Here is a 21,808-nt window from a genome sequence, read left to right on the forward strand (position 1 = left end):
GAGGCCGAACGCGCCGGAACCTACCAGCACTGGCTGCATCACTACAATCACCACCGACCCCACACCGGCATCGGCGGAATGACACCAATCGAGCGCCTACGCGTTCACAACCTACCCGTGAAGAACACCTAGGGCTTCGGGCTGACTTCCACGCTCGGCGGCAACGGTGACGGCTCGGGCTGGGTGGAGCGTCGCACGATCGAGAACGTCACGGCCCCACCGGCCAGGACGGCCGCGGCGATCCCGGCGATCACCAGCCGGCGGCGCCGGCGGTTGGGCTGTGGCGCTGCGGCTGCCTCCTGCAGTACCTCGGGCAGCGCCGCCACGGTCTGGGCGGCTGCGGCAAGCTGGCGGCGCAGCTTGCCCGACTCGTAGCGCTTGCGCAGTCCGGCCGCTGCGGCGGACACGGTGTTGGCGCTGATGCCCACCACGCCCCGGGTCACGTCGACCGGGCCGACGGTGCTGTATTTCAAACCGCGGGCTAGGCGCTGACGGGGGGCCAACCGGGTTTGGACGTTCGCGGTCATCTGGCACCTTTCTGGGCACGGGCGGCGGGGGTGAGCTGTGGCCGGGGTTTGTCGGCTGAGATCCACATTGCCATCTCCGCGGGAGTCTGGGGGCGTTGGTGGGGTATCTGACCGTCGGCGGCGGCCGGGATGGCAGACTGAGTAGCCGTGACGAGCCCCATTCAGACCGCGACGGCGACATTGCACACCAACCGCGGCGACATCAAGATCGCACTGTTCGGAAACCACGCTCCCAAGACCGTGGCCAACTTCGTCGGCTTGGCGCAGGGCACCAAGGACTACAGCACCGAGAATGCCTCGGGTGGGACGTCCGGTCCGTTCTATGACGGCGTCATCTTCCACCGGGTGATCGACGGCTTCATGATCCAGGGCGGCGACCCGACCGGCACCGGCCGCGGCGGCCCGGGCTTCCAGTTCGCCGACGAGTTCCACCCCGAGCTGCAGTTCGACAAGCCCTACCTGCTGGCGATGGCCAACGCGGGCCCGGGCACCAACGGCTCCCAGTTCTTCATCACGGTCGGCCAGACCCCGCACCTCAACCGTCGCCACACGATCTTCGGCGAGGTTGTGGATCCGGAGTCCCAGAAGGTCGTCGACGCGATCGCGTCCACCCCGACCGATCGTTCGGACCGGCCGACTGATCCGGTCGTCGTCGAATCGGTCACCGTGTCATAACGGGCCCAACCCCGCACCTACAGATGCGCGACGCCCCCGAATCCGGGGGCGTCGCGTGTTGTGTGGGGCCCGATCATCCCGGGGCTGCGTAACCGGCCTCGGTGAGCGCGTCCAGGACGTCGAGCGGGTCGGTTCCGAGATCCCACCGCGTGAGGACCACCAGGTGGTCGTCGACGGTGTCGATCTCCAGCAGGCGGACCTTCCGGGCGATCCGGCGGAACTCCGTGATGCGGATTTTCCGGATCTCATTGCGGCGATATGTTCGGTTGCTCCACCAGCCGGCGACCGTGAGACCGTCTTGGTTAATTGCCAGTTTGGGTCGTGCCCGCCACGACAATGTTGCGAACGTGAGCAATCCCACCCCAGCTATGCCGGCAAGAACACGTCCGGGTGGGTCTGTGATCAGGGTCACAGCTGCGATAGCCATCATAAGTCCGCCTATGCCGCAACCTGCGACTCCGGCGGCCGGTGGCCCCCAATGAGTTTGCTGCACGGGTTCGTCACACCCTCTTACCGCGGGTAATGGAGTTATCCACAGGTGCTATCCCCAATGGGGATGAATCACAACGATGTGATTGAGCATCCGCGACGTTGCTGAACGGGTAACGCTGAAAACGTAAGATGAATTCATTATGAAGCCAGCTCGGGTCAACGCCAGCGCATCGTGAGCAACAGCCCACTGATCATGAAGGCAAAGGCGATCGCGTAGTTCCACGGACCCAGGTCAGCCATCCACTGAAGGAAAGACGGGGTGTCCACCGGGTTGGTCGCGGCGAGCTGGAAAACCAGCAGCCACAACAGGCCGAACAGCATGAGGCCGATGAACAGCGCGACGAACCACACACTCGACGGCCCGGCTTTCACCTTGACCGGGGTCCGGCTCACCGACTTGATGGTGAAATCGTTCTTCTTACGGACTTTGGACTTGGGCATGGGTACCTTCGCGGACAGTCGGCGTCACACGGTGCGACGATGAGGCAGGATGCCTCACGAGCCTAACGTAGCTGCACGTCCAGGAGAGACTGCGATGGACCAACCGGATCGATCCCCGTGGCGTTTCGGCGTCCCGGTCGTCTGCCTGGCCGCAGGCTTGCTCCTGGCCGCTACCCACGGGGTCTCCGGCGGTGACGAGATCCGCCGCAGCGATGCGCCCCGCCTGGTCGACCTGGTGCGTGAGGCTCAACAGTCGGTCGACCGGCTCACCGCCCAGCGCGATTCGCTGTCGACCGAGATCGACAGCCACCACGGCGGCTCCCCCGCATCACATGCGGCCCTCGGGGCGATCACCCGGCGCTCCGCGGAACTGGCCGTCGACGCGGGCACGGTCCCGATGCGCGGACCCGGACTGGTTGTCACACTCAACGACGCCCAGCGCGACGCTCAGGGCCGCTTTCCCCGCGACGCCTCCCCAGACGACCTGGTGGTGCACCAGCAGGACATCCAGGCCGTCTTGAACGCACTGTGGAGTGCCGGCGCCGAAGGCATCCAGATGCAGGACCAGCGCATCATCGCCACGTCGGCGCCGCGCTGCGTCGGCAACACCCTGCTGCTCAACGGCCGTACCTACAGCCCGCCCTACGTGATCACCGCGATCGGTGACGCGTCCGCCATGCAGGCCGCCCTGGCCGCCGCCCCCAACGTCACCCTCTACAAGCAATACGTGGTGCGGTTCGGCCTGGGCTATCTCGAAGAACCCCGCGCCGAGGTTCAGCTGACCGGGCACACCGAACCGTTGCGGATGCGCTACGCCAAGCCCGCGGGCCCTGTCGGCTATTAACGGTGGTTTTCGCGGCCGGTAGCCTGAGTCGATGCAGGTTCTGGTCGTCGACAACTATGACAGCTTCGTGTTCAACCTGGTCCAGTATCTGGGCCAGCTCGGGGTCGACGCGCAGGTGTGGCGTAACGACGACGACCGGCTGGCCACCGAAGCCGACCTCGCCAAGGTGGCCGCCGACTTCGACGGCGTCCTGCTGAGCCCCGGCCCGGGCACACCGGAACGGGCCGGCGCCACGATCCCGCTGGTGCGCGCGTGCGCCGCGGCCGGCACTCCCCTGCTCGGCGTCTGCCTCGGGCACCAGGCCATCGGGGTGGCGTTCGGCGGCACCGTCGACCGGGCACCCGAACTGCTGCACGGCAAGACCAGCGTCGTGCACCATGCCGATACCGGTGTGCTCAAGGGCCTGCCTGATCCGTTCACCGCGACCCGCTACCACTCCCTGACGATCCTCCCCGAGACCACGCCCGATGTGCTCGAGGTGATCGGGCAGACCGACGGCGGCGTGATCATGGCCGTGCGTCACCGGGAGCTGCCGATTCACGGCGTGCAGTTCCACCCGGAGTCGATCCTCACCGAGGGTGGGCACCGCATGCTGGCCAACTGGCTGGGCGTATGCGGTGCCGCCCCCGAGGAACATCTGGTGGCTGCCCTCGAAGCCGAGGTGGCTCGCGCCGTAGCGGCGGCTACGACGCGAAGCTCAGCGTGATATTCGCCCCGAAGTTCACCCCGGTGCCTGCCGGCGGGCTCTGGGTGACCACGGCGTTGGTGCGCTGACCGCTGTCGCGCACATCCGGGCCCTTGTCCAAGATTCCGGTCCAGCCCAGCGCGCTCAACCGCTGGTAGGCGTCATCCCAGAACTGGCCGACCAGGTTGGGCATCACGAACTGGTTGCCCTTCGAGATGTGGATCTGTACCGGGGTGTCCTTGGGTACCGACGTGCCCGAGGTCGGCTCGGTATCTACCACCTGGCCGGCGGGTGCGGTGTGGTCGACATCGATGACCACCGTGTTGGTGAACCCGGACGCGGTCAGGATCTCCTTACACACATCGGCGCTCTGGCCCTTGCAGTCGGGAACCGAGGTGTTCTCCGGGCCCGAGCCGACCACGAGCGTGACCTCGTAGATGATTCCCGCGGTCTGATTGGCCGGCGGGTTCGTGGCGAGCACGCGACCCTTCTGTTCGGGTGTCGACGGGCTCGCGCTCTCCTTGACCTTCTCGAACCCGGCGTCCTTGAGCTTCTGCCGGGCCTGTGACGGGGTCAGGCCGGCGACGTCGGGGATCTGGGCCTGTTCGGGCCCTTGGGAGACGTTCACGGTGATCTCGTCACCGGCGGCCACCATGCTGTTGGCCGCCGGATCGGTGCCGATCACGACACCCGGGGCCACCTTGTTGTCGGTCTTGGTGTCCGTGCGCGTCTTGAATCCCCGATTCTGCAGGGCGGCAACGGCATCGGCCGAACGCTGGCCGCTGACGTCCGGCACCTGCACGTCGCGGGGATTGCCGCCGAACATGTTGATCGCCACCGTGACCACCACGGTCAGCACCGCCAGCACCGCGACGGCGATCAGCCACCGGGCCACCGAGGTATTACGGTCGGCCGGCCGCGGCACCACCATGTTCTGGGTGGGCGCGCCGCCCCCCTGCGCCAGCATCGGGCCGGAGTTCATCATCGACGTCCGCTCGGCGTCGGTGAGCACCTTGGGCGCCTCCGGTGCCTCACCGCTGTGCACCCGGATCAGATCGGTGCGCATCTCGGCGGCTGTCTGGTAGCGATTGTCCGGGTTCTTGGCCAGGGCCTTGAGCACCACGGCGTCGAGCTCCGGGGAGATGCCGGTATGCCGGTGCGACGGCGGGATCGGATCCTCGCGGACATGCTGATAGGCCACCGCGACGGGGGAATCGCCGATGAAAGGTGGTTCCCCCGTGAGGATTTCGTAAAGCACACAGCCCAGCGAGTACACGTCGGAGCGGGCGTCGACGGTCTCACCGCGAGCCTGCTCGGGCGACAGGTACTGCGCGGTGCCGATCACCGCGGCGGTCTGGGTCACGCTGTTGCCGGTGTCGGCCAGGGCGCGCGCGATACCGAAGTCCATCACCTTCACAGCGTTGTTCTTGCTGATCATGATGTTGGCCGGCTTGACGTCGCGGTGCACGATGCCGTGCTGATGGCTGAAGTTCAGCGCCTGGCAGGCGTCGGCGATGATCTCGATGGCGCGCCGCGGCGGGATCGGACCCTCGCCGTGCACGATGTCGCGCAGCGTCACACCGTCGACGTACTCCATCACGATGTAGGGCAGTGGCCCGTTGGGCGTCTCGGCCTCGCCGGTGTCGTACACCGCCACGATGGCCGGATGGTTCAGCGCCGCCGCATTTTGCGCTTCGCGGCGGAAACGCAGGTAGAAGCTGGGGTCGCGGGCCAGATCGGCGCGCAGCACCTTGACCGCGACGTCACGGTGCAGCCGTGTGTCCCGTGCCAGATGGACTTCGGACATGCCACCGAAGCCGAGGATTTCACCGAGTTCGTATCGGTCAGAGAGATGCTGTGGCGTCGTCATCGCAGTATCTGTTCCGGTGCCCCTGATATGGCCGGAGCGTCACTTCCGGCTTCTCTGGGCATGATCACGTGGAGTGCCAGGTTCGGCAACGCTGCCGGGGTCTGGTAGGGCGTCGTCTGGGTCACCGTGTCGGTGACCGTGGGCGGTGGTGACTGCTGCTGATCCTTGCGGTCCTGCGCATTGAGCACGATCAGGATGGCGATCACGATGGCCAGCGCTCCGAGTACCCCGGCAGCCCACAGCAGGGCCCGCTGACCCGACGAGAACGTGCGCCGGGCGGGCGGGGCCGGACGATGGGCGGCGGCCGCGGTGGGCCGGGCCCGGGTCGCGGTCACCGGTGTGCGACCCGAGAGGTCCGCTGCGGCACGGGCCTGAGCGGCTGACGGTACCGCGGCCGGGGCGGCTCGACCCAGTGTCGGGGCCTGATTGGGACGCGGTGGACGGCGGCCGGAGCGCACCGCGGCGACCGCATCGGCGAACGGACCGCCTGACTTGTAGCGCATCCCCGGGTTCTTCACCAGGGTGATCTCGATCAGCTCGCGCACATTGGGCGGCAGATCCGCCGGCAGTGGCGGCGGTGTTTCCTTGATGTGCTTCATCGCCACCGTCAGCGCACCGTCGCCGGTGAACGGGCGCTTGCCCGAAACCGATTCGTAGCCAACGACTCCCAGTGAATAGACATCGCTGGCCGCGGTGGCGTCGTGGCCCAGGGCCTGCTCGGGCGCGATGTACTGGGCGGTGCCCATCACCATGCCGGTCTGGGTGACCGGGGCAGCGTCGACCGCCTTGGCGATACCGAAGTCGGTCAGCTTCACCTGGCCGGTCGGGGTGATCAGGATGTTGCCCGGTTTGACGTCACGGTGCACCAGGCCTGCGGTGTGGGCCACCTGCAGCGCCCGCCCGGTCTGCTCGAGCATGTCCAGCGCATGGCGCAGCGACAGCCGGCCGGTGCGCTTGAGCACCGAGTTCAACGGCTCGCCGTTGATCAGCTCCATCACCAGGTACGCGGTCCGGCCCTCACCGTCCAGCTCGGTCTCGCCGTAGTCGTACACGCTGGCGATACCAGGGTGGTTGAGCATGGCCACGGTGCGGGCCTCGGCGCGGAACCGCTCGACGAACTCGGCATCGGTGGAGAACTCGGCCTTGAGCACCTTGACCGCGACGCGCCGGCCCAGCCGTGAGTCGACGGCCTCCCAGACCTGACCCATGCCGCCGGTGGCGATCAGTCGCTGCAGCCGGTACCGCCCGGACAGCGTGACTCCAACGCGAGGGCTCACGGCTCGACTCCCAGTCGCTCCGGTCCTCGCTCGTCCCTCGCTGCGAGGGCCACGGTCCGTTTCCTCAACGCCACTCGTCCCTCGTGTTGCATCGTCAGCGGACGCCTCACTCCGGGTCGCCTTCGCGGACTCATGAATCCTCCCGTAGCGCCGCGGCAATCGTGGCGCGTCCGATCGGGGCGGCAAGTGCGCCGCCGGTGGCCGACAACCGGTCCCCGCCGTCCTCGATCAACACCGAGACCGCGACCTTCGGGTCCGAGGCCGGTGCGAATGCGATGTACCAGGCATGCGGCGGAGTGTTACGGGGATCCGTCCCGTGCTCTGCCGTACCGGTCTTCGAAGCGATCTGCACGCCGGCGATGGCTCCCTTCTGCTGAGTCACCTGCTCGGCGGCGACCATCAAGTCCGTAAGTGTAGCTGCGACCTGGGGTGACACCGCCCGGCGCTCTTCGGCGGGCGCGGTGGTGGCGATGGTGGTCAGGTCGGGTCCTTTTAGGCTATCCACAAGATACGGGCGCATGGCGATGCCGTCATTAGCGATGGTCGCGGCCACCTGCGCGTTCTGCAGTGGCGTCAGCGCGACATCGCGCTGCCCGATGCTGGACATGCCCAGGGCGGCCCCGTCGGCGATCGGGCCGGTGGTGGATTCGGCCACCTGCAGCGGGATGGTCGGCGGCGGCGAGTCCAGACCGAAGGCCTGGGCGGTGGACTTGAGCTTGTCGGCCCCGGTCTTGATCCCCAGCTGGACGAAAGCGGTGTTGCACGATTTGGCGAACGCCTCGCGCAACGTGGCCGTGGGACCGGGACCGCACGAGGCTCCTCCGAAATTCTCCAGCGTGGCGGTGCTGTCGGGCAGGGGGATCCGGGGTGCTGCGGTCAGCTCGGTGTCGGGGGTACTGCCGGACTGCAGCGCCGCGGCGGTGGTGATCACCTTGAACGTCGAGCCCGGCGGGTAGGTCTCGGCGATGGCCCGGTTCAGCAGCGGGGACTGTGCGTCGTCGCGCAGCTGCTGCCAGGCCTCGCTCTGGGCGTTCAGATCGTGGGTGGCGAGTCGGTTGGGGTCGTACGACGGGGACGACGCCATGGCCAGGATCTTGCCCGTCGACGGTTCCAGGGCCACCACCGATCCCTTGCAGGGGCCGTCACAACCGTGCTGCAGGGCGTTCCAGGCAGCCTGCTGGACCGGTGGCTTCAGCGTGGTGTCGACGTTGCCGCCGCGCGGGTCACGGCCGGTGAAGAAATCGGCCAGCCGGCGGCCGAACAGGCGTTCGTCGGAGCCGTTGAGGATCTGGTCCTCGGCGCGCTCCAACCCGGTGCTGGAGTACCCGAGCGAGTAGAAGCCGGTCACCGGGGCGTAGACCTCGGGATCGGGGTAGGTACGCAGGAACCGGAACCGGCCTTCGGTGGCCTCTGAATAGGCCAGCAGCTGACCGCCCGCGGTGATCTGGCCTCGCTGGCGCGAATACTCGTCGAGCAGGACCCGCTGGTTGCGCGGATCGGCGCGCAACCCGTCGGCGGTGAAGACCTGGGTGATCGTGGCGTTGGCCAACAACAGCACGATCAGCACCATGATCGTGACTGCAACCCGGCGCAGGGAGGTGTTCATACCTTCTCGATCACCTCGGTGCTGGCCGCGGCGATGGGAGTGGGGTTGGGGCCGGGGGTGGTGGTGATCGGCCGCCGTGCGGCGTGCGAGATGCGCACCAGGATGGCCAGCAGGATGTAGTTGGCCAGCAGCGAGGAACCGCCGTAGGACATCCACGGGGTGGTCAGGCCGGTCAGCGGGATCAGTTTGGTGACGCCGCCGACCACGATGAACAGCTGGATGGCCAGCGTCGAGGCCAGCCCGGCGGCCAGGAGCTTGCCGAAGCTGTCGCGCACGGCGATCGCGGTGCGCATGCCGCGGATGATCAGGATCGTGTAGAGCATGAGAACGCCTGCCAGGCCGACCAATCCGAGCTCTTCGCCGATCGCGGCGACGATGAAATCGGTGGCGGCGGCGGGCACGGTACCGGGCTGCCCGTTGCCCAGGCCGGTACCGAAGATGCCTCCGGTGGCGAAGCTGAACAGCGATTGCACCATCTGGTAGCCGGCGCCGTCAGGGTCGGCGAACGGGTCCAGCCAGGTTTCGACGCGGACCCGGACATGGCCGAAAACCTGATACGCCACAATGCTTCCCGCGGCGAACAGGGCCAGCCCGATGACCACCCAGCTGAGCCGCTCGGTGGCCACGTAGACCAGCACCAGAAACGACGAGTACAGCAGAAGTGAAGTGCCCAAATCTTTTTCGAAGACCATCACGCCCACCGAGGCGGCCCAGGCCAACAGCAGCGGAGCCAGGTCGCGCGGCCGCGGCAGGTCGAGGCCGAGGAAATGCTTACCCGCGCTGGTGAACAGGTCACGCTTGGCCACCAGCACCGCGGCGAAGAAGATGAGCAGCAGAATCTTGGAGAACTCGGCGGGCTGGATCGAGAAGCCGGGGAACTGGATCCAGATCTTGGCGCCGTACTGCTCGGAGTACTTCCTCGGCAACAACGCCGGAATGACAAGCAGCACAAGGCCGGTCAGCGCACAGATGTATCCGTATCGGGCGAGCATGCGGTGGTCGGTCAACAGGGCCACCACCACGGAGAACCCGATGACACCCACCAGCGTCCACATCATCTGCTGGTTGGCGGTGCCGCCGAGCCCATCGGAGGCCGTCTCGCCCTTGGCCAGGTCCAGCCGGTGGATCATCACCAGGCCCAGCCCGTTGAGCAGCGCGGCGACCGGCAGCAGCAAGGGGTCGGCGTAGGGGGCGAACCGGCGCACAGCCAGGTGCGCGGCGCCCATCAGGACGATGAACGCGACGACGTAGCGGATCAGGTCCCAGCTCAGTCCCTGTTCCTGATTGGCCTCCACGATCAGCAGCGCGACCGTGGTGATGAAGGCCGCAAACCCCAGAAGCAGCAGTTCCGCGTTGCGCCGATTGGGAAGCGGCGGCATGACGGTAACCGGCGACTGGGGTTGAGTCGTCATGACACAGCTCGGCAGTTCATCCCCGGTTCGGGCGGTGGGGGAGGCAGTGCGGTGACCGTGGGCGACGGCGTCGGTACGACGGGGGCCGGGACGGCGGGGGCCGGTGATTCGGGTGCGGGAGATTCGGGGGCCTGCGGCTCGGCACCCGGTGTCGGAGCCGGGGTGGCCCCGGGTGACGGCGACGGCGAGGGTGACGGTGACGGGCTGGGCGGCGGCGTGGGCTTGGTCGTCGTGGGCGCGGTGCGCGGTGCGCAGACTGGAAGGACCGAGCCGCGAGCCAGATCGTTGATCTGCTGGATGGCCTCGTCCTGGGTACCGCCGGGCAGGCCGGCCCGCACCGAGGCGCGGGCCGACGGACGCATGTCGTCGACCGCCATCAGCCGGCAGCCGAGTGCGCTGCGGTCCTGGTCGACGCTGATCAGCGACAGTTCGTTGCGGGCGTTGAGACAGCCCAGCCGATACGGCTCCTGCAGCGAGATGCCCAGAAACGTGCCCTGGACCCCGCGCATGATGGACACGGTGCCCTCATGTTCGGCGACGTAATAGTTGTTGCGGATGATCTCGCGGCCGATGGCGAGCCCGCCGACGAGCACCAGCACCAGCAGTATCGCGGCGATGAGGATGCGGCGGCGTGAGCGGGGCCGGCGATCCGGCTCGGCGGGCTGGGGGATCACCCGTTTCGGTTCGTTGCGGCGCGGGTTGAACGCCGAGGCCCGTCCGGCAGCCGTGTCCGGCGGCGCGCTCTGGTCGTCGTTCCCGGACACGGCGCCGGCCAGGATCGGCTGCGTCTGTCCGTAGTCGTAGTCGACGACGTCGGCGACCACCACGGTCACGTTGTCCGGTCCGCCGCCGCGCAGCGCCAATTCGATGAGCCGGTCGGCGCTTTCGGCGACATCCTCGATCTGCATGGCCTCGTGGATGGTCTCGTGGCTGACCGGATCGGACAGCCCGTCCGAACACAACAGATAGCGATCGCCGGCCTTGGCCTCGCGCATGATCAGGGTCGGCTCGACCTCGTGACCGGTCAGTGCCCGCATGATCAGCGAGCGCTGCGGATGGCTGTGGGCCTCCTCGGCGGTGATGCGGCCTTCGTCGACCAGCGTCTGGACGAAGGTGTCGTCCTTGGTGATCTGGGTCAGTTCACCGTCGCGCAGCAGGTAGCCGCGCGAATCGCCGATGTGGACCAGGCCCAGCCGGTTGCCCGCGAACAGGATCGCGGTGAGCGTCGTGCCCATGCCTTCGAGTTCGGGGTCGGCCTCTACATGGGCCGCGATCGCGGCATTTCCCTGGCTGACCGCGGTGTTGAGCTTGCTGAGCAGATCGCCGCCGGGCTCGTCGTCGTCGAGATGTGCCAGCGCCGCGATGACCAACTGCGAGGCCACTTCGCCTGCCGCATGGCCACCCATGCCGTCGGCCAGCGCCAGCAGCCGCGCCCCGGCGTACACCGAGTCCTCATTGTTGGCGCGAACCAGCCCGCGATCACTGCGCGCGGCGTATCGGAGAACGAGGGTCATAGTGTGTCTCGAGCTCCTCGCATGCGCGGCCTCACGGACGCAACTCGATTACCGTCTTACCGATTCGAACCGGTGTTCCGATCGAAACCCTTACCGCTGTTGTCACCTTCGCCCTGTCAAGGTATGTGCCGTTGGTCGATCCTAGGTCTTCGACGTACCACTCCGAACCTCGTGGCGAGAGACGGGCGTGGCGCGTCGAAGCGTAATCATCGGTGAGCACCAGGGTGGAGTCGTCGGCACGGCCGATCAGCACCGGCTGGGCACCCAACGTGATGCGGGTCCCGGCCAGCGCGCCCTCGGTGACCACCAATTGCCGCGCGATATGACGCCCGTCCCGGCTCGGAAGCAGGGAACCGCGGAGCGCCAATCCCCGGCGGACCATCACGGCGCCCGTCGGCGCGTAGATGTCGGTTCGCAAGATGCGCAGCACCGACCAGATGAACAGCCACAGCAGCAGGAGGAATCCGACGCGCGTCAGTTGCAGCACTAACCCCTGCATCTGACGTCCTCTCCGTATCCGCCCCACTGGTATCGCTCAGCTACCGTCGGCAACGTCACGATACTTGGACGCCGATCGCCGTGAGGGCGAAGCCGCGCGCTTGCCACTCAGGTGTGTCCGGTCTCGCAGGGCTTAGTGCACGCGCACGATGATCTCGGAGTGGCCGAGCCGGATGACGTCGCCGTCGGCCAGCTGCCACTCCTGCACCGGCGCGTTGTTCACCGTGGTGCCGTTGGTGGAGTTGAGGTCGGACAGCAACGCAACCTGTCCGTCCCACCGGATCTCGAGGTGCCGCCGCGACACCCCGGTGTCGGGGAGCCGGAACTGGGCATCCTGGCCGCGGCCGATGACATTGGCGCCCTCACGCAACTGGTACGTGCGGCCACTGCCGTCGTCGAGCTGAAGGGTGACCGCAGCGCCGCCGGCGGCGTAGTCGCCACCGCCGTATCCGCCGGGCTGGCCGCCGTAACCGGCCGGACCGCCCGGGGGCGCGCCGTACTCACCCCCGCCGTAGCCGGCGGGTTCGCCGTAGCCGGGCTCGCCGTAACCCTGCTCGGGGTAGCCGCCCTGCGCAGGCTCGGCGTAGCCGCGGCCGTAGTCCTGCGGCTGACCGTAATCCTGGCGTCCGTAGGGCGGCTGACCGCCGCCGTAGCCGCCCTGTTCGGGGTAGCCGCCGCCTTGGCGCGGGTCCGGACGTCCGTAGTCGTAGTCACCGCCGTATCCGGGTTGACCGCCGGGCGCTCCGGGCGCGGGCTGGCCGTAGCCACCGCCCGGCTGCCCACCGTAGCCACGGTCATAGCCGCCGCCTGGCGGGCCGCCGTACCCGGCGGGCGGGCGCTGCTGTTCGTAGGACTGCGGGGGGTAGCCACCCTGGTCCGGGTACCCACCTTGATCGGGGTATCCGCCCTGGTCCGGATAGCCGCCCTGATCGGGGTACCCACCTCGGTCGCCGCCGCCGTAGCCGCCGCGTGCCGGGGGATAGCCGCCCTGATCCTGCGGCGGGTAGCCGGGCTGATCCGGGGGGTATTGGCCGCCGCCGCGGGGATCGTCCTGCGGGTGCCCGTAGCGGTCGTCGTAGTAGTCGTCGCCGGGCCGCCCTTGTCCCTGGCCGCCGCGGTAATTCGGGTTATCGGTCATAGGTGGTTCTCCTGATTCTGCGGTGAACGCATGGTCGCCTTGGGCTCGCGCGGATTCGCCAGCGGTCGAATCGGGGTTGACCGCGCCGTGTGCGCGGAACTGTCCGGTGTGCAAGTTCGGTGATTGCTCGAATCTAACGACCACATCACCATACGTTTGCCACCCCTGATCACGAATGAATCCCCCCAGATGCTTGGCGAATGCGGTCGAGGTCAGGTCAGTATCGGCGCTTACTTTCTGATAGTCAGTGCCACTGAGCGTAATTACGTAGTCGTTCGGTGCCAAAACTTGTCCACCGGCCACCGTACGGGCTCGGGACTCGGCTTCTCGGCACAACGCCGTCTCTACTTCCCGGGGCACTATCGAGCCGCCGAAGACCCGGGCGAACGCATCGCCGACGGTCGACTCGAGTTTGCGTTCGATGCGGTCGACCAGACCCATGTCACCGCCCGCCTTTTCTCGTTGTCGTTCGTCGCCTCGTCACGGGGCCCGTGCTCCCGCGTGTCGCTCTGGCCACACTGCTCACAAGCATGGTATCGGCCAGGTGCGGTAAAGCGGGACCAACAGAACTCTGAGAATCCGATCGATGCTGGTCAGTGACCTGATCTAGATGAGGTTAAGGGTTCTCTGACAACCTGACGGCCGCTCGATCGGCCTGCTGATCGGCCGGTTTGGGAACGATGCGCTGACAGTGTTACGCTGCCTCGGTCATTCGGGCGAGTGGCGGAATGGCAGACGCGCTGGCTTCAGGTGCCAGTGTCCTTCGGGACGTGGGGGTTCAAGTCCCCCTTCGCCCACAGCAGCGGTTCTACGAACTGCGACGAAGGCCGCGGACTCAACAGAGTTCGCGGCCTTCTTGTTTGATAGGGCCAGATAGATACTGACGTCGTGGCTTCACAACTGAGAGCGTCGGACGGCAAGGTGGCTTGAGCTGGGCACCACTTCCAGAAGGTATGGACCGCCTGGCCGAGGCACTCCCGCACGCGCAGCGCGTCACCTGGCCCGACCAGTCCCATTTCGCGACCGACACGGCGCCGGAACGCGTGGCCGACGCTCTGGGGCGCTTCTTCGCCACGGTGTGACTGTCAACTCATCGCCTTCATGAACTTGGTCAGCACGATATTGGCGATCGTGGCTGTCCAACCTAGTTGGGGGACGAAGTGCGCGACGACGCCCTCCAGATCGACCCACATATAACCGTGGGCGGCACCGCTCGTCGTCTGGAACAGGTGATCGGTCAGTACGTCGATCACTCCGACCGGGTGCCCGGTCTGGGCGACTATCTCGGCCAGCGTCTCTGCTTTCAAGTTGCCCAGCAGACGCCCCTCTGTCATTTCGACACGGGGGAAGGGCATCGAGGCGAACACGGTGACGCTCGTGCCCGGTGCCGGATGCATGCCCGGCAGCTCTGATTGAGCCTGAAACTTGCGTATGTACTGCTTCACGGACCTGGCTTCCAGCGCCAGGATGGTGTCCATTCTCTCGCTACCGACCGCTGCGTCCGGAGCTGCCACGACGTAGGACAGGCGAGAGCTGGCCAAAAGCGATACGCGTAATGCGGACATGACGACCGGCACCGAGACCGTCCGACCCGGGGTCACGGTTTCGGTGACGTGCTTGAGGTTGAACAAGGAATGGTTCAAGTAACTTCGCAGGATCGCGGAGGGGAGCATCGGCAATGTTGCTCTCGCGTCGAGACCTGCGATGAGCGAGCGGGGAGCTGGATTCTCTATCCCGGCCAGCGCATCGAGCATCTGGTCGATCAATTCGCGGGTCCGGTTGAATTCTGCTGCGTCGGCGGCGCCGTCATTGGCGAAGTATGTTTCAAACAACCGGATCCCCCTTGTACCGGCTAGTGACTACTTGCGCTCCAACAGCTTCAGCAGATAATCGCCGTACCCGGATTTGGGCAGTTCCTTGGCGCGTGCGACCAGTTGATCGTCGTCGATGTAACCGGCCCGCCACGCGATCTCTTCGGGGACACCGATTTTCAGGCCCTGGCGGCGTTCGATGGTCCGGACGAAGTCACTGGCGTCGAGCAGGGAGTCGAAGGTGCCGGTGTCCAGCCACGCCGTCCCGCGGGCCAGCACCTCGACCGAGAGCCGGCCCTGGTTGAGATAGGTCTGGTTGATCTCGGTGATCTCGTACTCACCGCGGGCAGATTTCCGCAGTGAGCGCGCTATCTCGATGACGTCGTTGTCATAGAAGTACAGCCCCGGCACGGCGTACTGGGATTTGGGGACAACCGGTTTTTCCTCGAGGGACAGGGCGGTTCCGTCGGTGCCGAACTCGACCACGCCGTAGGCCGTCGGATTGGCCACCCAATACGCGAAAATCGCTCCGCCGCTGACATTCTGGAACCGGCGCAGGCTGGTACCCAAGCTCGGGCCGTAGAAAACGTTGTCGCCCAACACAAGTGCCACCGAATCGGTGCCGATGTGCTCGGCGCCGATCATGAACGCCTGGGCCAGGCCCTCGGGCTGCGGCTGCGCGGCGTAGCTCAGGTTCACACCGAATGCCGAGCCGTCACCCAACAGGCGGTGGAACGCCGGCGCGTCGGTAGGCGTGGTGATCACCAGGATGTCTCGGATGCCCGCCATGATCAGCGTGGACAACGGGTAGTAGACGAGTGGCTTGTCGTACACGGGCAGCAACTGCTTGCTGACACCCGTGGTGATCGGATGCAGCCGGGTGCCGGACCCGCCGGCCAGAAGGATTCCGCGCATGACGCCCGTCACCCTATCGCGCCGGGTCCGGCCTCCCGGCGGTAATCAAGTCAACGCAGCAGGTAGGACGTCATCGACAACGACCCGTAGGTGTAGCCGGTGACCAGAGTCTCGACCGAACCCGCTGCGGCACCGGCGAGCCCGGCGAAGTACAGCATCGGGATGAAGTGGTCCGGGGTGGGGACCGCAGCCGCATAGTCGGGATGGCTTTCCAGGGCGAGGACATCGGCGGGGGAGTGCAAGAGCTGCTCGCGGGCCGCGTCGTCGAAGCGTCTGGCCCAGGCGAAGCCGTCGTCAGGCCGGCTCGCATCCATGCCGGCGAGGTTGTGCACGATGTTGCCGCTGCCGAGGACCAGCACGCCGCGCTCGCGCAGCGGAGCCAGCTTCGCACCGAGCTGCAGGTGGTATTCGGCCGGTTCGTTGGCGTTGATCGCCAGTTGCACAACAGGTATGGACGCGTCGGGAAAGGCGTGTCGCAACACCGACCAGGTGCCGTGATCGATACCCCAGCTGTCCACGTCGGCACCCACCCAAGTGGGACGCACCACGTCGCTGACCTCCTCGGCCAACTCGGGCAGTCCCGGCGCGGGATACTGAACGGCGAACAGCTCGGGTGGGAATCCGTAGAAGTCGTGAATGGTGCGGGGGCGCGGCATCGCGGTCACCGCAGTGGCGTTGATGTACCAGTGCGCGCTGATCACCAGGATCGCGCGGGGCCGGGGCACTGCCTGCCCGAAACCGCGCCAGGCCGTGGTGAAGCGGTTGGATGCGAGCGCGTTCATCGGGCTGCCGTGGCCGATGAACGCCGCGGGCATCAGGGCAGATGCTGGACCCATGAATTCAGCCTAAAGCGCCGGACCATCCCAATGGTCCATGCAGACCAGCTCGGTGACCGGGCGGCGGCGCACCGGTCCGTGGGAACCACGCGGCCAGCCCACCACGACATGGCCGGCCAGCATCCAGTCCTCGGGCACCCCGACGGCCTCCCGCAGTAACGGTTCACCGGCGTAGGACGCCCAGCTGGTCAGGCAGGCGCCCAGCCCCTGGGCCCGGGCGGCCAGCAGGAAGTTCTGCATGGCCGGGAAGATCGACCCGCCGAGCAGCAGTTCCGAGGCAGTGGGGAAGCGCTGCTGGGTGAACAGCACCGAGGTGAACTCGCCTGCCCGGTCGTGCAATTCGTAGGTGGCGCGGTTGTTTCTGGCCCGCCGGCTGGTGTCGTCGTCGGCGGGCCGGGTCATGCCGTAGACGGGTTCGATGACGGCCAGCGCCTGGGCGGCTGCCTTGGCCACCACCGCGCGTTGCTCGGCCGAGCGCAGCACCACGAAGCGCCAGGCTTGTGCGTTGGCTCCTGATGGCGCCCACGCCGCGGCCTGCAGGCAGCGGGTCAGCGTCGCGTCGTCCACCGGTTCGCTGGTGAACCGCCGGATGGTCCGTGCTGTCGACATCACTTCCCACACGTCGTTGCTGGTGGAGCGGGTAGGGGACATGTCCCTCCTGGAGATCGCGAACGCTGCGGATGTGCCGACCATATGTGGTGGTGCACGACCCCTCGCGTCGGCGTGGCCCACCATGTGGCGGTGACCAGGCCGCTGCTGCGGTAGCGTTTCTGGGTGTGCAGGCCAGTGTCGGCCTGTGCACCTCAGGAGTTCGCGCTGTTCGAGCTGCCGGAGCACGTGACGCGCAGCGATCACGTCCGGCGGGGATTTGGTGTTCTGATGCCCGATCTGTATCCCGTCGACGATGCCGACGACGCGGATCCCAGGCTGGCACCACTGCTGGCCTGGCGTCAGCGACTGGTCGACTCCGGCGCGGTGGCGGCGCGCAGTTTCAAAGAGGCCCATCTGCGGCTCGTGCTCCGGTCCGGGCGCACCGATGTCGAGCAGATCCGGGAGATGCTGCCCGGATCGGTCGCCGAGCATGCCGACGAGATGGCCAGGCTGCTCGCCGAGCTCGAATCCGGGGCCCCGGTCAATGCGCCCGAGCCTCGGGAACCCGCGGCCGGTGAGGTGCGCGCCATCGCATTCCGCCACGATCCGGCCCGCCCCGGCGTCGTCGATCTCAGCTGGCCCGACTACCAGGCCAACGGGGGAGTGGTGCTGTACCGGGTGGTCAGCGGCGACGACCGGGAGCCCAAATCCCCGGAAAACGCTGACCTGGTCGCGGCCACACCGTTGTCGGCTGCCAGTGACGACCGGCCGTTGACCGGCCCGGTGCGCTACTACCAGGTGTGGGTCATCACCGGGACGTCTCGCTCCGACGCCCTGAGCACCCGGCCGGTGCTGTACGCCAGTGCGGTCATGGTTCCACCGGTCAGCGACGTAGCCGTTCGCGAGGACAACGGCCTGGTCATCGGAAAGTGGACGGCGCCCCCGACGTCGAGTTCGGTTCACGTGTACCGCATCCCGATGGACGACGCGGCCGATGTATCCGGGATCGACGAGGCGCAGTACCGCATCCTGGCCGACGGCGAGCACCGGACAGGTTTTGTCGATTCCGCAGTGACGCGGGGGGTCCGATACCGCTATCGGGTGCGCTGCGCCGTCGACCTCGACACAGGGGTGAAGCTCTCCGAGCCCGTCGACGCCGACGTCGAGGTGTCGGCGGTGCTGTCGGCGGTCACCGACATCACGGTCGATACCGGATTCGACGGCGAAACGTTCGACGTGTCGTGGGCTGCCCCGGGAGCTGAGGTGGCGGTCTACCTCAGCCAGACCGGTCCGAGCGCCGGAGGGGCGGCCACCGAGCTTCCGGAGAAAGCACTCGATCAGGTTGGGCTCACCCCGGACCTGCGGCTGCGCGGGCCGGTGACGGATCAGCCGCAACCCGACGGCACCCACCGCTCCCTGATGGCCGGGGTGGCCTGGCCACAGGGCTGGAGCCGGGCCTACCTCACGCCGGTGACGATCCTGGCCGGACACGCGGTGCTGGGCCGGACGGTGTCGGCGGTGCGCACCGGCACGATCCGTGACATCGAGCTCGTCGAGTACTGCAACAAGCAGGTGCTGACCTTCGAGTGGCCCGACGGCGCCGCCGGTGTGGTGGTGACCCTGGCGGCCAAGGGCCACGACCCCCGCGCCGGCCTGACCGGCCGGTCTTTCGAGATCTCGCTCGAGGATTACGAGAAGTACGGCGGTATGCACCTGACCGGTGCGCTCCCGGTGGGTGGCTGCTCGTTGCACCTGGCGCCGGTGGCGTTCTCCGGCGGCCGGCGAGTGACCGGTCCGGTGGCCAGCATCGAGTATCCCGGCATGCTGCGGCTGCAGTACGCGGTGCGAATTGGCCGCGACCCCAATGGTTTCCCCACCACCGCCACCGTCGCGGTGCGTTCCGAACACGACCTTCCGGGCTCGCCCTCGTTCGTGTTGGTCAACAATCCTCAGCGGATGCCGTTGAGTGTGCACGACGGCCAGCCGGTGGATGTGGCGCCGCTGGATGCGCAGGGACAGTTGGCCGACCAGCCGTCCAAGCAGTTGCGCTGGACGGCGCTGACCGCATCGGGCAGTGGCGAGCTGTGGGCCGCCAATGTCAGTGGCCTGCAGGGCTGGATTCGGCTGTTCCTGGACATCCCGGATCCCGTACAGCTGCGGACCGTTGCGCTGCTGGATCCGCCGGTGCAGACCCTGCAGCTCACCGCGACAGTCTTATGACCTCGCGCTACGGCCAGCTCGCCTACACGTCGTTCGATGCCGTCGGGAATGTCGGTGGCTGGCAGGTCAAGGAAACCAGCGGCGATCTGACGCCGGAGGAGACGCAGGCCTTGATCGCCGGGGTTCGCACGGTGTTCCGTCCGGTGGGGCAGATACCCGATTTCCCCACCCCTGAGCAGCTTGAGCAGGGCCCTCGCCGGCTGGCCTACCGCCATCTGGCCGAAGGCGCCGGCTACTGGCACACCTTCCCGGCCGGGTCGGACAGTATGGGCCGGCCGGGCAACGTATTCGCCCACGTGCTGTTGGATCGGGCACCCGACACGCACCCGCGTTGGCGGGCCATCGAACGGTGGCGGTCTGCGCACTGGCTGCAGCCTTACGGTGCCGCCGCGGTGGCCCGGGCCGTGCTTCCCGGGGTGCTGCCGGAGGTGGGCGGCGCGGTGACCAAGGACAGCGTGGTGGCGTTCGCGTTGGATACCGCCACGTGGCGGTTGGCGACGCTGTTCGCGTTGTTGGATGCGGTGGCCGCGGCGCTGGCCGGCGGGCCTCCGGTGGTGCTGGGCGTGCAGTCCCCGGACACGGCAGCGCAGTGGATCGGCCTGGTGAGTTTCCTGATGTCCCCGGGCACCGCTGCGGGCTTGAGCTTTTCCACGTTCGATCGCGCCGAGCAGGTCGCGCCGCACAACGGGCAGGTGCTGAGCGCGGTGCCGGTGGGGGATGTGGCCGCTATCGAGCCGGGCATGGTGGTGATCAGCGAGTCCGAGACGGTGTCGCTGGGTGAGCTCGGCGGTGATCCGCACCGTACCGCCGGTGGGCACCGCATCGAGGTGACGCGGTGGTCGGTGATGGCGCAGGTGGTGCTGCTCGATGCGGCGTCGGCCCGCCGCGTGCTCGACGACATCGACACGTTCTCCACCCAGGTGCGTGATGACGGGTTGCATCCGGCGTGGCCGATGGCGATGGCGGTGGCCCGGCACCCGGAGTTCGCCGACGCGCAGGCGGAGGCCCATGAGGTGATCGCCGCGCATTCGCCGCCGGGTGCGCTGGTCGGGTCCGAGGCCGCGCACACCATCGCCGACGTGCTCTCGGCCATGGTGGGCGCTACGACGGGCGACGCGTGGCGGGCCGTGCACGAGTTGCCGGACGGAGCGGGTGCGGCCTTCGCCGATGCCACCTACTTCGCCAGGGCGATTGCCGATGACGCGTGGTTGACCCAAGACGGCCCAATTCCTTTGGGGCCGAGAATGTTTCACGGGAAACCAACACCTTCGGCATTGCGGAAGGCGATCGGGCCGGCCATAGAGGATAGCAGGACACACGGGCCCGATCGATTGCTGCGGGTTGTCGACCTGTTGTTGCGGGCCGGAGTCGCCGACGACCGGTTGGTGACGGCGTTGACCGAGGGCGTGCTGCCGGCTCTGGCGGATCCGGGGGTGCGTGCGCGGATCGGTGCCGCGGACCGGCTGTCGCTGGCGGTGTGGTTGCTGCGCGACGGTGACACCGGGGGCAACGCCATCGCTGACGACGTGCTGGACTGGCTGGCCGAGGCGGCCGCTGTGCCCGAGCCCGCAGAGCTCGCCGAAGCGCAGCCGTGGGATCCGGTGTGGATCTGCGCCGCGCTGCGTGGGCTGCGGTCGCGGCGGCACGGGCCGCAACTGGCCGGCGATCTCGGTGCGCAGCTGTGGTGGCTGCGGATCACCGAGCCCGAGCACTTCGCTGCCGCGGCTGCGGCCTCGGTCTGGAGCCCGTCGGATCTGCTGCTGGCCATCGGAGCCGAGCCGCTGCCCAGGATGGCCGCACTGCGAACCCTGGTGGGGGCGGCGGATTCGGTCGCGTTGCGCCGGCTGGCCGGCAAGGTGATCGAGGACAACGGTGACAACGTGGCGGTGGCGTGCGCCGCGGTACGCCACGTCGAGCCGCAGGAGTGGCTGCACAAGGGCTATCTGCACACGCATCAGAGCTCCTATGTGCCGCTGTGGGATCACGTGCTGGCCGGATTGGAACCGGCGTCCGTGCACCCGGATTTCTCGGTGCGGCTGCTGGCGTTCGCGCTGCTGGGTGTGCTCACCGGTCAGCCGTATCCGCAGGCCTGCAACGATCTGGTCACCGAAAACGGTTGCGGCGCACAGGCGGTGGCCCGAGTGCTGCCGCTGGTCGACGGCGGCCGGCTGGCGCCGGTGACGGTGGTGGCGATCAGCCTACTGAGAAGCGCCGCGGCCGAGTCCGGCGCCTATGTGCTCGACCCGGTCGATGAGCTCGCCGGAACGCTGGCCGCCCAGGTGGCGGCCACCATGGGCGGCACCGACGCGGAATCCGTGGTGGGGTTGATGGCGCAGTTGTCGGGTGATGCCTCTGAGGGGACGATGCGCGGATACCGCAAAATGGTGAACAGACTGCTGACGCGCCGGGGCGAGCACCCGTCGCTGGCGGAGCGACTGAGGGGGAGCCGGGGCTGA

Annotated in this window: 21 protein-coding genes and 1 tRNA gene; 8 read left to right on the top strand and 14 right to left on the bottom strand. The window is 67.6% G+C overall.

What is annotated here, in order from left to right; translation table 11 throughout:
• A partial coding sequence (locus BKG60_RS23380) for an integrase core domain-containing protein (RefSeq protein ID WP_138746402.1) occupies nt 1–132 on the top strand: 132 nt, incomplete at its 5' end.
• Here the strand turns inward: BKG60_RS23380 and cwsA are convergent.
• Nucleotides 129–527, bottom strand: a complete 399-nt coding sequence (gene cwsA, locus BKG60_RS23385; protein WP_075910072.1) for a cell wall synthesis protein CwsA — start codon at nt 525–527, stop codon at nt 129–131. The genes BKG60_RS23380 and cwsA overlap by 4 nt on opposite strands.
• A 147-nt stretch (nt 528–674) precedes the next feature.
• Between cwsA and BKG60_RS23390 the strand changes: the two genes are divergently transcribed.
• Entirely contained in the window at nt 675–1,202 is a 528-nt protein-coding gene (locus BKG60_RS23390) for a peptidylprolyl isomerase (RefSeq protein ID WP_075910073.1), read from the top strand.
• A gap of 73 nt (nt 1,203–1,275) precedes the next feature.
• Here BKG60_RS23390 and BKG60_RS23395 read toward each other — a convergent pair whose 3' ends face one another.
• Both BKG60_RS23395 and crgA read right to left on the bottom strand, forming a co-directional pair.
• Entirely contained in the window at nt 1,276–1,695 is a 420-nt protein-coding gene (locus BKG60_RS23395; RefSeq protein WP_070946658.1) for a PH domain-containing protein, read from the bottom strand.
• 155 nt (nt 1,696–1,850) lie between these two features.
• Nucleotides 1,851–2,135, bottom strand: a complete 285-nt coding sequence (crgA, locus tag BKG60_RS23400) for a cell division protein CrgA (protein ID WP_070185390.1) — start codon at nt 2,133–2,135, stop codon at nt 1,851–1,853.
• Nucleotides 2,136–2,229: 94 nt separating this feature from the next.
• Between crgA and BKG60_RS23405 the strand changes: the two genes are divergently transcribed.
• Together BKG60_RS23405 and BKG60_RS23410 are read left to right on the top strand one after the other, a co-directional pair.
• Nucleotides 2,230–2,979: a DUF881 domain-containing protein gene (locus BKG60_RS23405; protein ID WP_070185389.1), complete on the top strand. Its 750-nt coding sequence runs from the start codon at nt 2,230–2,232 to the stop codon at nt 2,977–2,979.
• 31 nt (nt 2,980–3,010) lie between these two features.
• Entirely contained in the window at nt 3,011–3,685 is a 675-nt protein-coding gene (locus BKG60_RS23410) for an aminodeoxychorismate/anthranilate synthase component II (RefSeq protein WP_070185388.1), read from the top strand.
• Here the strand turns inward: BKG60_RS23410 and pknB are convergent.
• From pknB to BKG60_RS23445, 7 genes are all read right to left on the bottom strand, one after another.
• Nucleotides 3,663–5,534 carry a Stk1 family PASTA domain-containing Ser/Thr kinase gene (gene pknB, locus BKG60_RS23415; protein ID WP_075910074.1) on the bottom strand — a complete coding sequence of 624 codons (1,872 nt, stop codon included), beginning with the start codon at nt 5,532–5,534 and terminating at the stop codon, nt 3,663–3,665. The two genes, BKG60_RS23410 and pknB, sit on opposite strands and share 23 nt — an antisense overlap.
• Complete coding sequence (locus BKG60_RS23420; RefSeq protein WP_070185386.1) at nt 5,531–6,811, bottom strand: serine/threonine-protein kinase; 1,281 nt, start codon at nt 6,809–6,811, stop codon at nt 5,531–5,533. Before BKG60_RS23420 ends, pknB begins: the two co-directional genes overlap by 4 nt.
• 130 nt (nt 6,812–6,941) lie before the next feature.
• Complete coding sequence (gene pbpA / locus BKG60_RS23425) at nt 6,942–8,417, bottom strand: D,D-transpeptidase PbpA (RefSeq protein WP_075910075.1); 1,476 nt, start codon at nt 8,415–8,417, stop codon at nt 6,942–6,944.
• The gene (locus BKG60_RS23430) at nt 8,414–9,829 is read right to left on the bottom strand and encodes an FtsW/RodA/SpoVE family cell cycle protein (RefSeq protein WP_070946661.1); all 1,416 of its coding nucleotides are present in this window, start codon (nt 9,827–9,829) and stop codon (nt 8,414–8,416) included. The genes pbpA and BKG60_RS23430 overlap by 4 nt, the downstream gene beginning before the upstream one ends.
• Nucleotides 9,826–11,343, bottom strand: a complete 1,518-nt coding sequence (locus BKG60_RS23435; protein ID WP_075910076.1) for a PP2C family protein-serine/threonine phosphatase — start codon at nt 11,341–11,343, stop codon at nt 9,826–9,828. The genes BKG60_RS23430 and BKG60_RS23435 overlap by 4 nt, the downstream gene beginning before the upstream one ends.
• Nucleotides 11,344–11,374: 31 nt before the next feature.
• Entirely contained in the window at nt 11,375–11,842 is a 468-nt protein-coding gene (locus BKG60_RS23440) for an FHA domain-containing protein FhaB/FipA (protein ID WP_055119261.1), read from the bottom strand.
• A 132-nt stretch (nt 11,843–11,974) separates the two neighbouring features.
• Entirely contained in the window at nt 11,975–13,420 is a 1,446-nt protein-coding gene (locus BKG60_RS23445) for a DUF3662 and FHA domain-containing protein (protein ID WP_075910077.1), read from the bottom strand.
• A 273-nt stretch (nt 13,421–13,693) separates the two neighbouring features.
• Here BKG60_RS23445 and BKG60_RS23450 point away from each other — a divergent pair.
• Nucleotides 13,694–13,776, top strand: a tRNA-Leu gene (locus tag BKG60_RS23450).
• A 129-nt stretch (nt 13,777–13,905) separates the two neighbouring features.
• Complete coding sequence (locus BKG60_RS23455) at nt 13,906–14,061, top strand: alpha/beta fold hydrolase (protein ID WP_207553898.1); 156 nt, start codon at nt 13,906–13,908, stop codon at nt 14,059–14,061.
• Nucleotides 14,062–14,064: 3 nt separating this feature from the next.
• On the opposite strand, the gene BKG60_RS23460 is transcribed toward BKG60_RS23455, so the two are convergent.
• Genes BKG60_RS23460 through BKG60_RS23475 form a run of 4 tightly spaced genes read right to left on the bottom strand, consistent with a single transcriptional unit; the run spans nt 14,065 to nt 17,192 of the window.
• Nucleotides 14,065–14,811 carry a hypothetical protein gene (locus BKG60_RS23460; protein WP_075910078.1) on the bottom strand — a complete coding sequence of 249 codons (747 nt, stop codon included), beginning with the start codon at nt 14,809–14,811 and terminating at the stop codon, nt 14,065–14,067.
• Between the two features lie 27 nt (nt 14,812–14,838).
• Complete coding sequence (gene rfbA, locus BKG60_RS23465; protein ID WP_070185347.1) at nt 14,839–15,705, bottom strand: glucose-1-phosphate thymidylyltransferase RfbA; 867 nt, start codon at nt 15,703–15,705, stop codon at nt 14,839–14,841.
• Nucleotides 15,706–15,755: 50 nt separating this feature from the next.
• On the bottom strand, nt 15,756–16,520 hold the full coding sequence (ygiD, locus tag BKG60_RS23470; protein ID WP_075910079.1) for a 4,5-DOPA-extradiol-dioxygenase: 765 nt from the start codon (nt 16,518–16,520) through the stop codon (nt 15,756–15,758).
• Between the two features lie 30 nt (nt 16,521–16,550).
• Nucleotides 16,551–17,192 (bottom strand): nitroreductase family protein, encoded by a 642-nt coding sequence (locus tag BKG60_RS23475; protein ID WP_075910080.1) that lies wholly within the window; start codon nt 17,190–17,192, stop codon nt 16,551–16,553.
• A gap of 123 nt (nt 17,193–17,315) precedes the next feature.
• Here BKG60_RS23475 and BKG60_RS23480 point away from each other — a divergent pair, with 123 nt between their 5' ends.
• Nucleotides 17,316–19,352: a SaeA-related protein gene (locus tag BKG60_RS23480; protein ID WP_479724690.1), complete on the top strand. Its 2,037-nt coding sequence runs from the start codon at nt 17,316–17,318 to the stop codon at nt 19,350–19,352.
• The gene (locus tag BKG60_RS23485) at nt 19,349–21,808 is read left to right on the top strand and encodes a GAP1-N2 domain-containing protein (RefSeq protein WP_075910081.1); all 2,460 of its coding nucleotides are present in this window, start codon (nt 19,349–19,351) and stop codon (nt 21,806–21,808) included. Before BKG60_RS23480 ends, BKG60_RS23485 begins: the two co-directional genes overlap by 4 nt.

It is taken from the genome of Mycobacterium syngnathidarum, assembly GCF_001942625.1.
GTDB classification, from domain to species: Bacteria; Actinomycetota; Actinomycetes; order Mycobacteriales; family Mycobacteriaceae; genus Mycobacterium; species Mycobacterium syngnathidarum.

Bases quoted from the DNA above. Each gene is read 5' to 3' on its own strand.
- BKG60_RS23430 (WP_070946661.1), bottom strand. From the start codon at position 9,829: ATGACGACTCAACCCCAGTCGCCGGTTACCGTCATGCCGCCGCTTCCC.
- pbpA (WP_075910075.1), bottom strand. From the start codon at position 8,417: ATGAACACCTCCCTGCGCCGGGTTGCAGTCACGATCATGGTGCTGATC.
- BKG60_RS23475 (WP_075910080.1), bottom strand. From the start codon at position 17,192: ATGTCCCCTACCCGCTCCACCAGCAACGACGTGTGGGAAGTGATGTCG.
- BKG60_RS23440 (WP_055119261.1), bottom strand. From the start codon at position 11,842: ATGCAGGGGTTAGTGCTGCAACTGACGCGCGTCGGATTCCTCCTGCTG.
- pknB (WP_075910074.1), bottom strand. From the start codon at position 5,534: ATGACGACGCCACAGCATCTCTCTGACCGATACGAACTCGGTGAAATC.
- ygiD (WP_075910079.1), bottom strand. From the start codon at position 16,520: ATGCCCGCGGCGTTCATCGGCCACGGCAGCCCGATGAACGCGCTCGCA.
- BKG60_RS23405 (WP_070185389.1), top strand. From the start codon at position 2,230: ATGGACCAACCGGATCGATCCCCGTGGCGTTTCGGCGTCCCGGTCGTC.
- BKG60_RS23485 (WP_075910081.1), top strand. From the start codon at position 19,349: ATGACCTCGCGCTACGGCCAGCTCGCCTACACGTCGTTCGATGCCGTC.
- cwsA (WP_075910072.1), bottom strand. From the start codon at position 527: ATGACCGCGAACGTCCAAACCCGGTTGGCCCCCCGTCAGCGCCTAGCC.
- BKG60_RS23435 (WP_075910076.1), bottom strand. From the start codon at position 11,343: ATGACCCTCGTTCTCCGATACGCCGCGCGCAGTGATCGCGGGCTGGTT.
- BKG60_RS23445 (WP_075910077.1), bottom strand. From the start codon at position 13,420: ATGGGTCTGGTCGACCGCATCGAACGCAAACTCGAGTCGACCGTCGGC.
- rfbA (WP_070185347.1), bottom strand. From the start codon at position 15,705: ATGCGCGGAATCCTTCTGGCCGGCGGGTCCGGCACCCGGCTGCATCCG.
- crgA (WP_070185390.1), bottom strand. From the start codon at position 2,135: ATGCCCAAGTCCAAAGTCCGTAAGAAGAACGATTTCACCATCAAGTCG.
- BKG60_RS23410 (WP_070185388.1), top strand. From the start codon at position 3,011: ATGCAGGTTCTGGTCGTCGACAACTATGACAGCTTCGTGTTCAACCTG.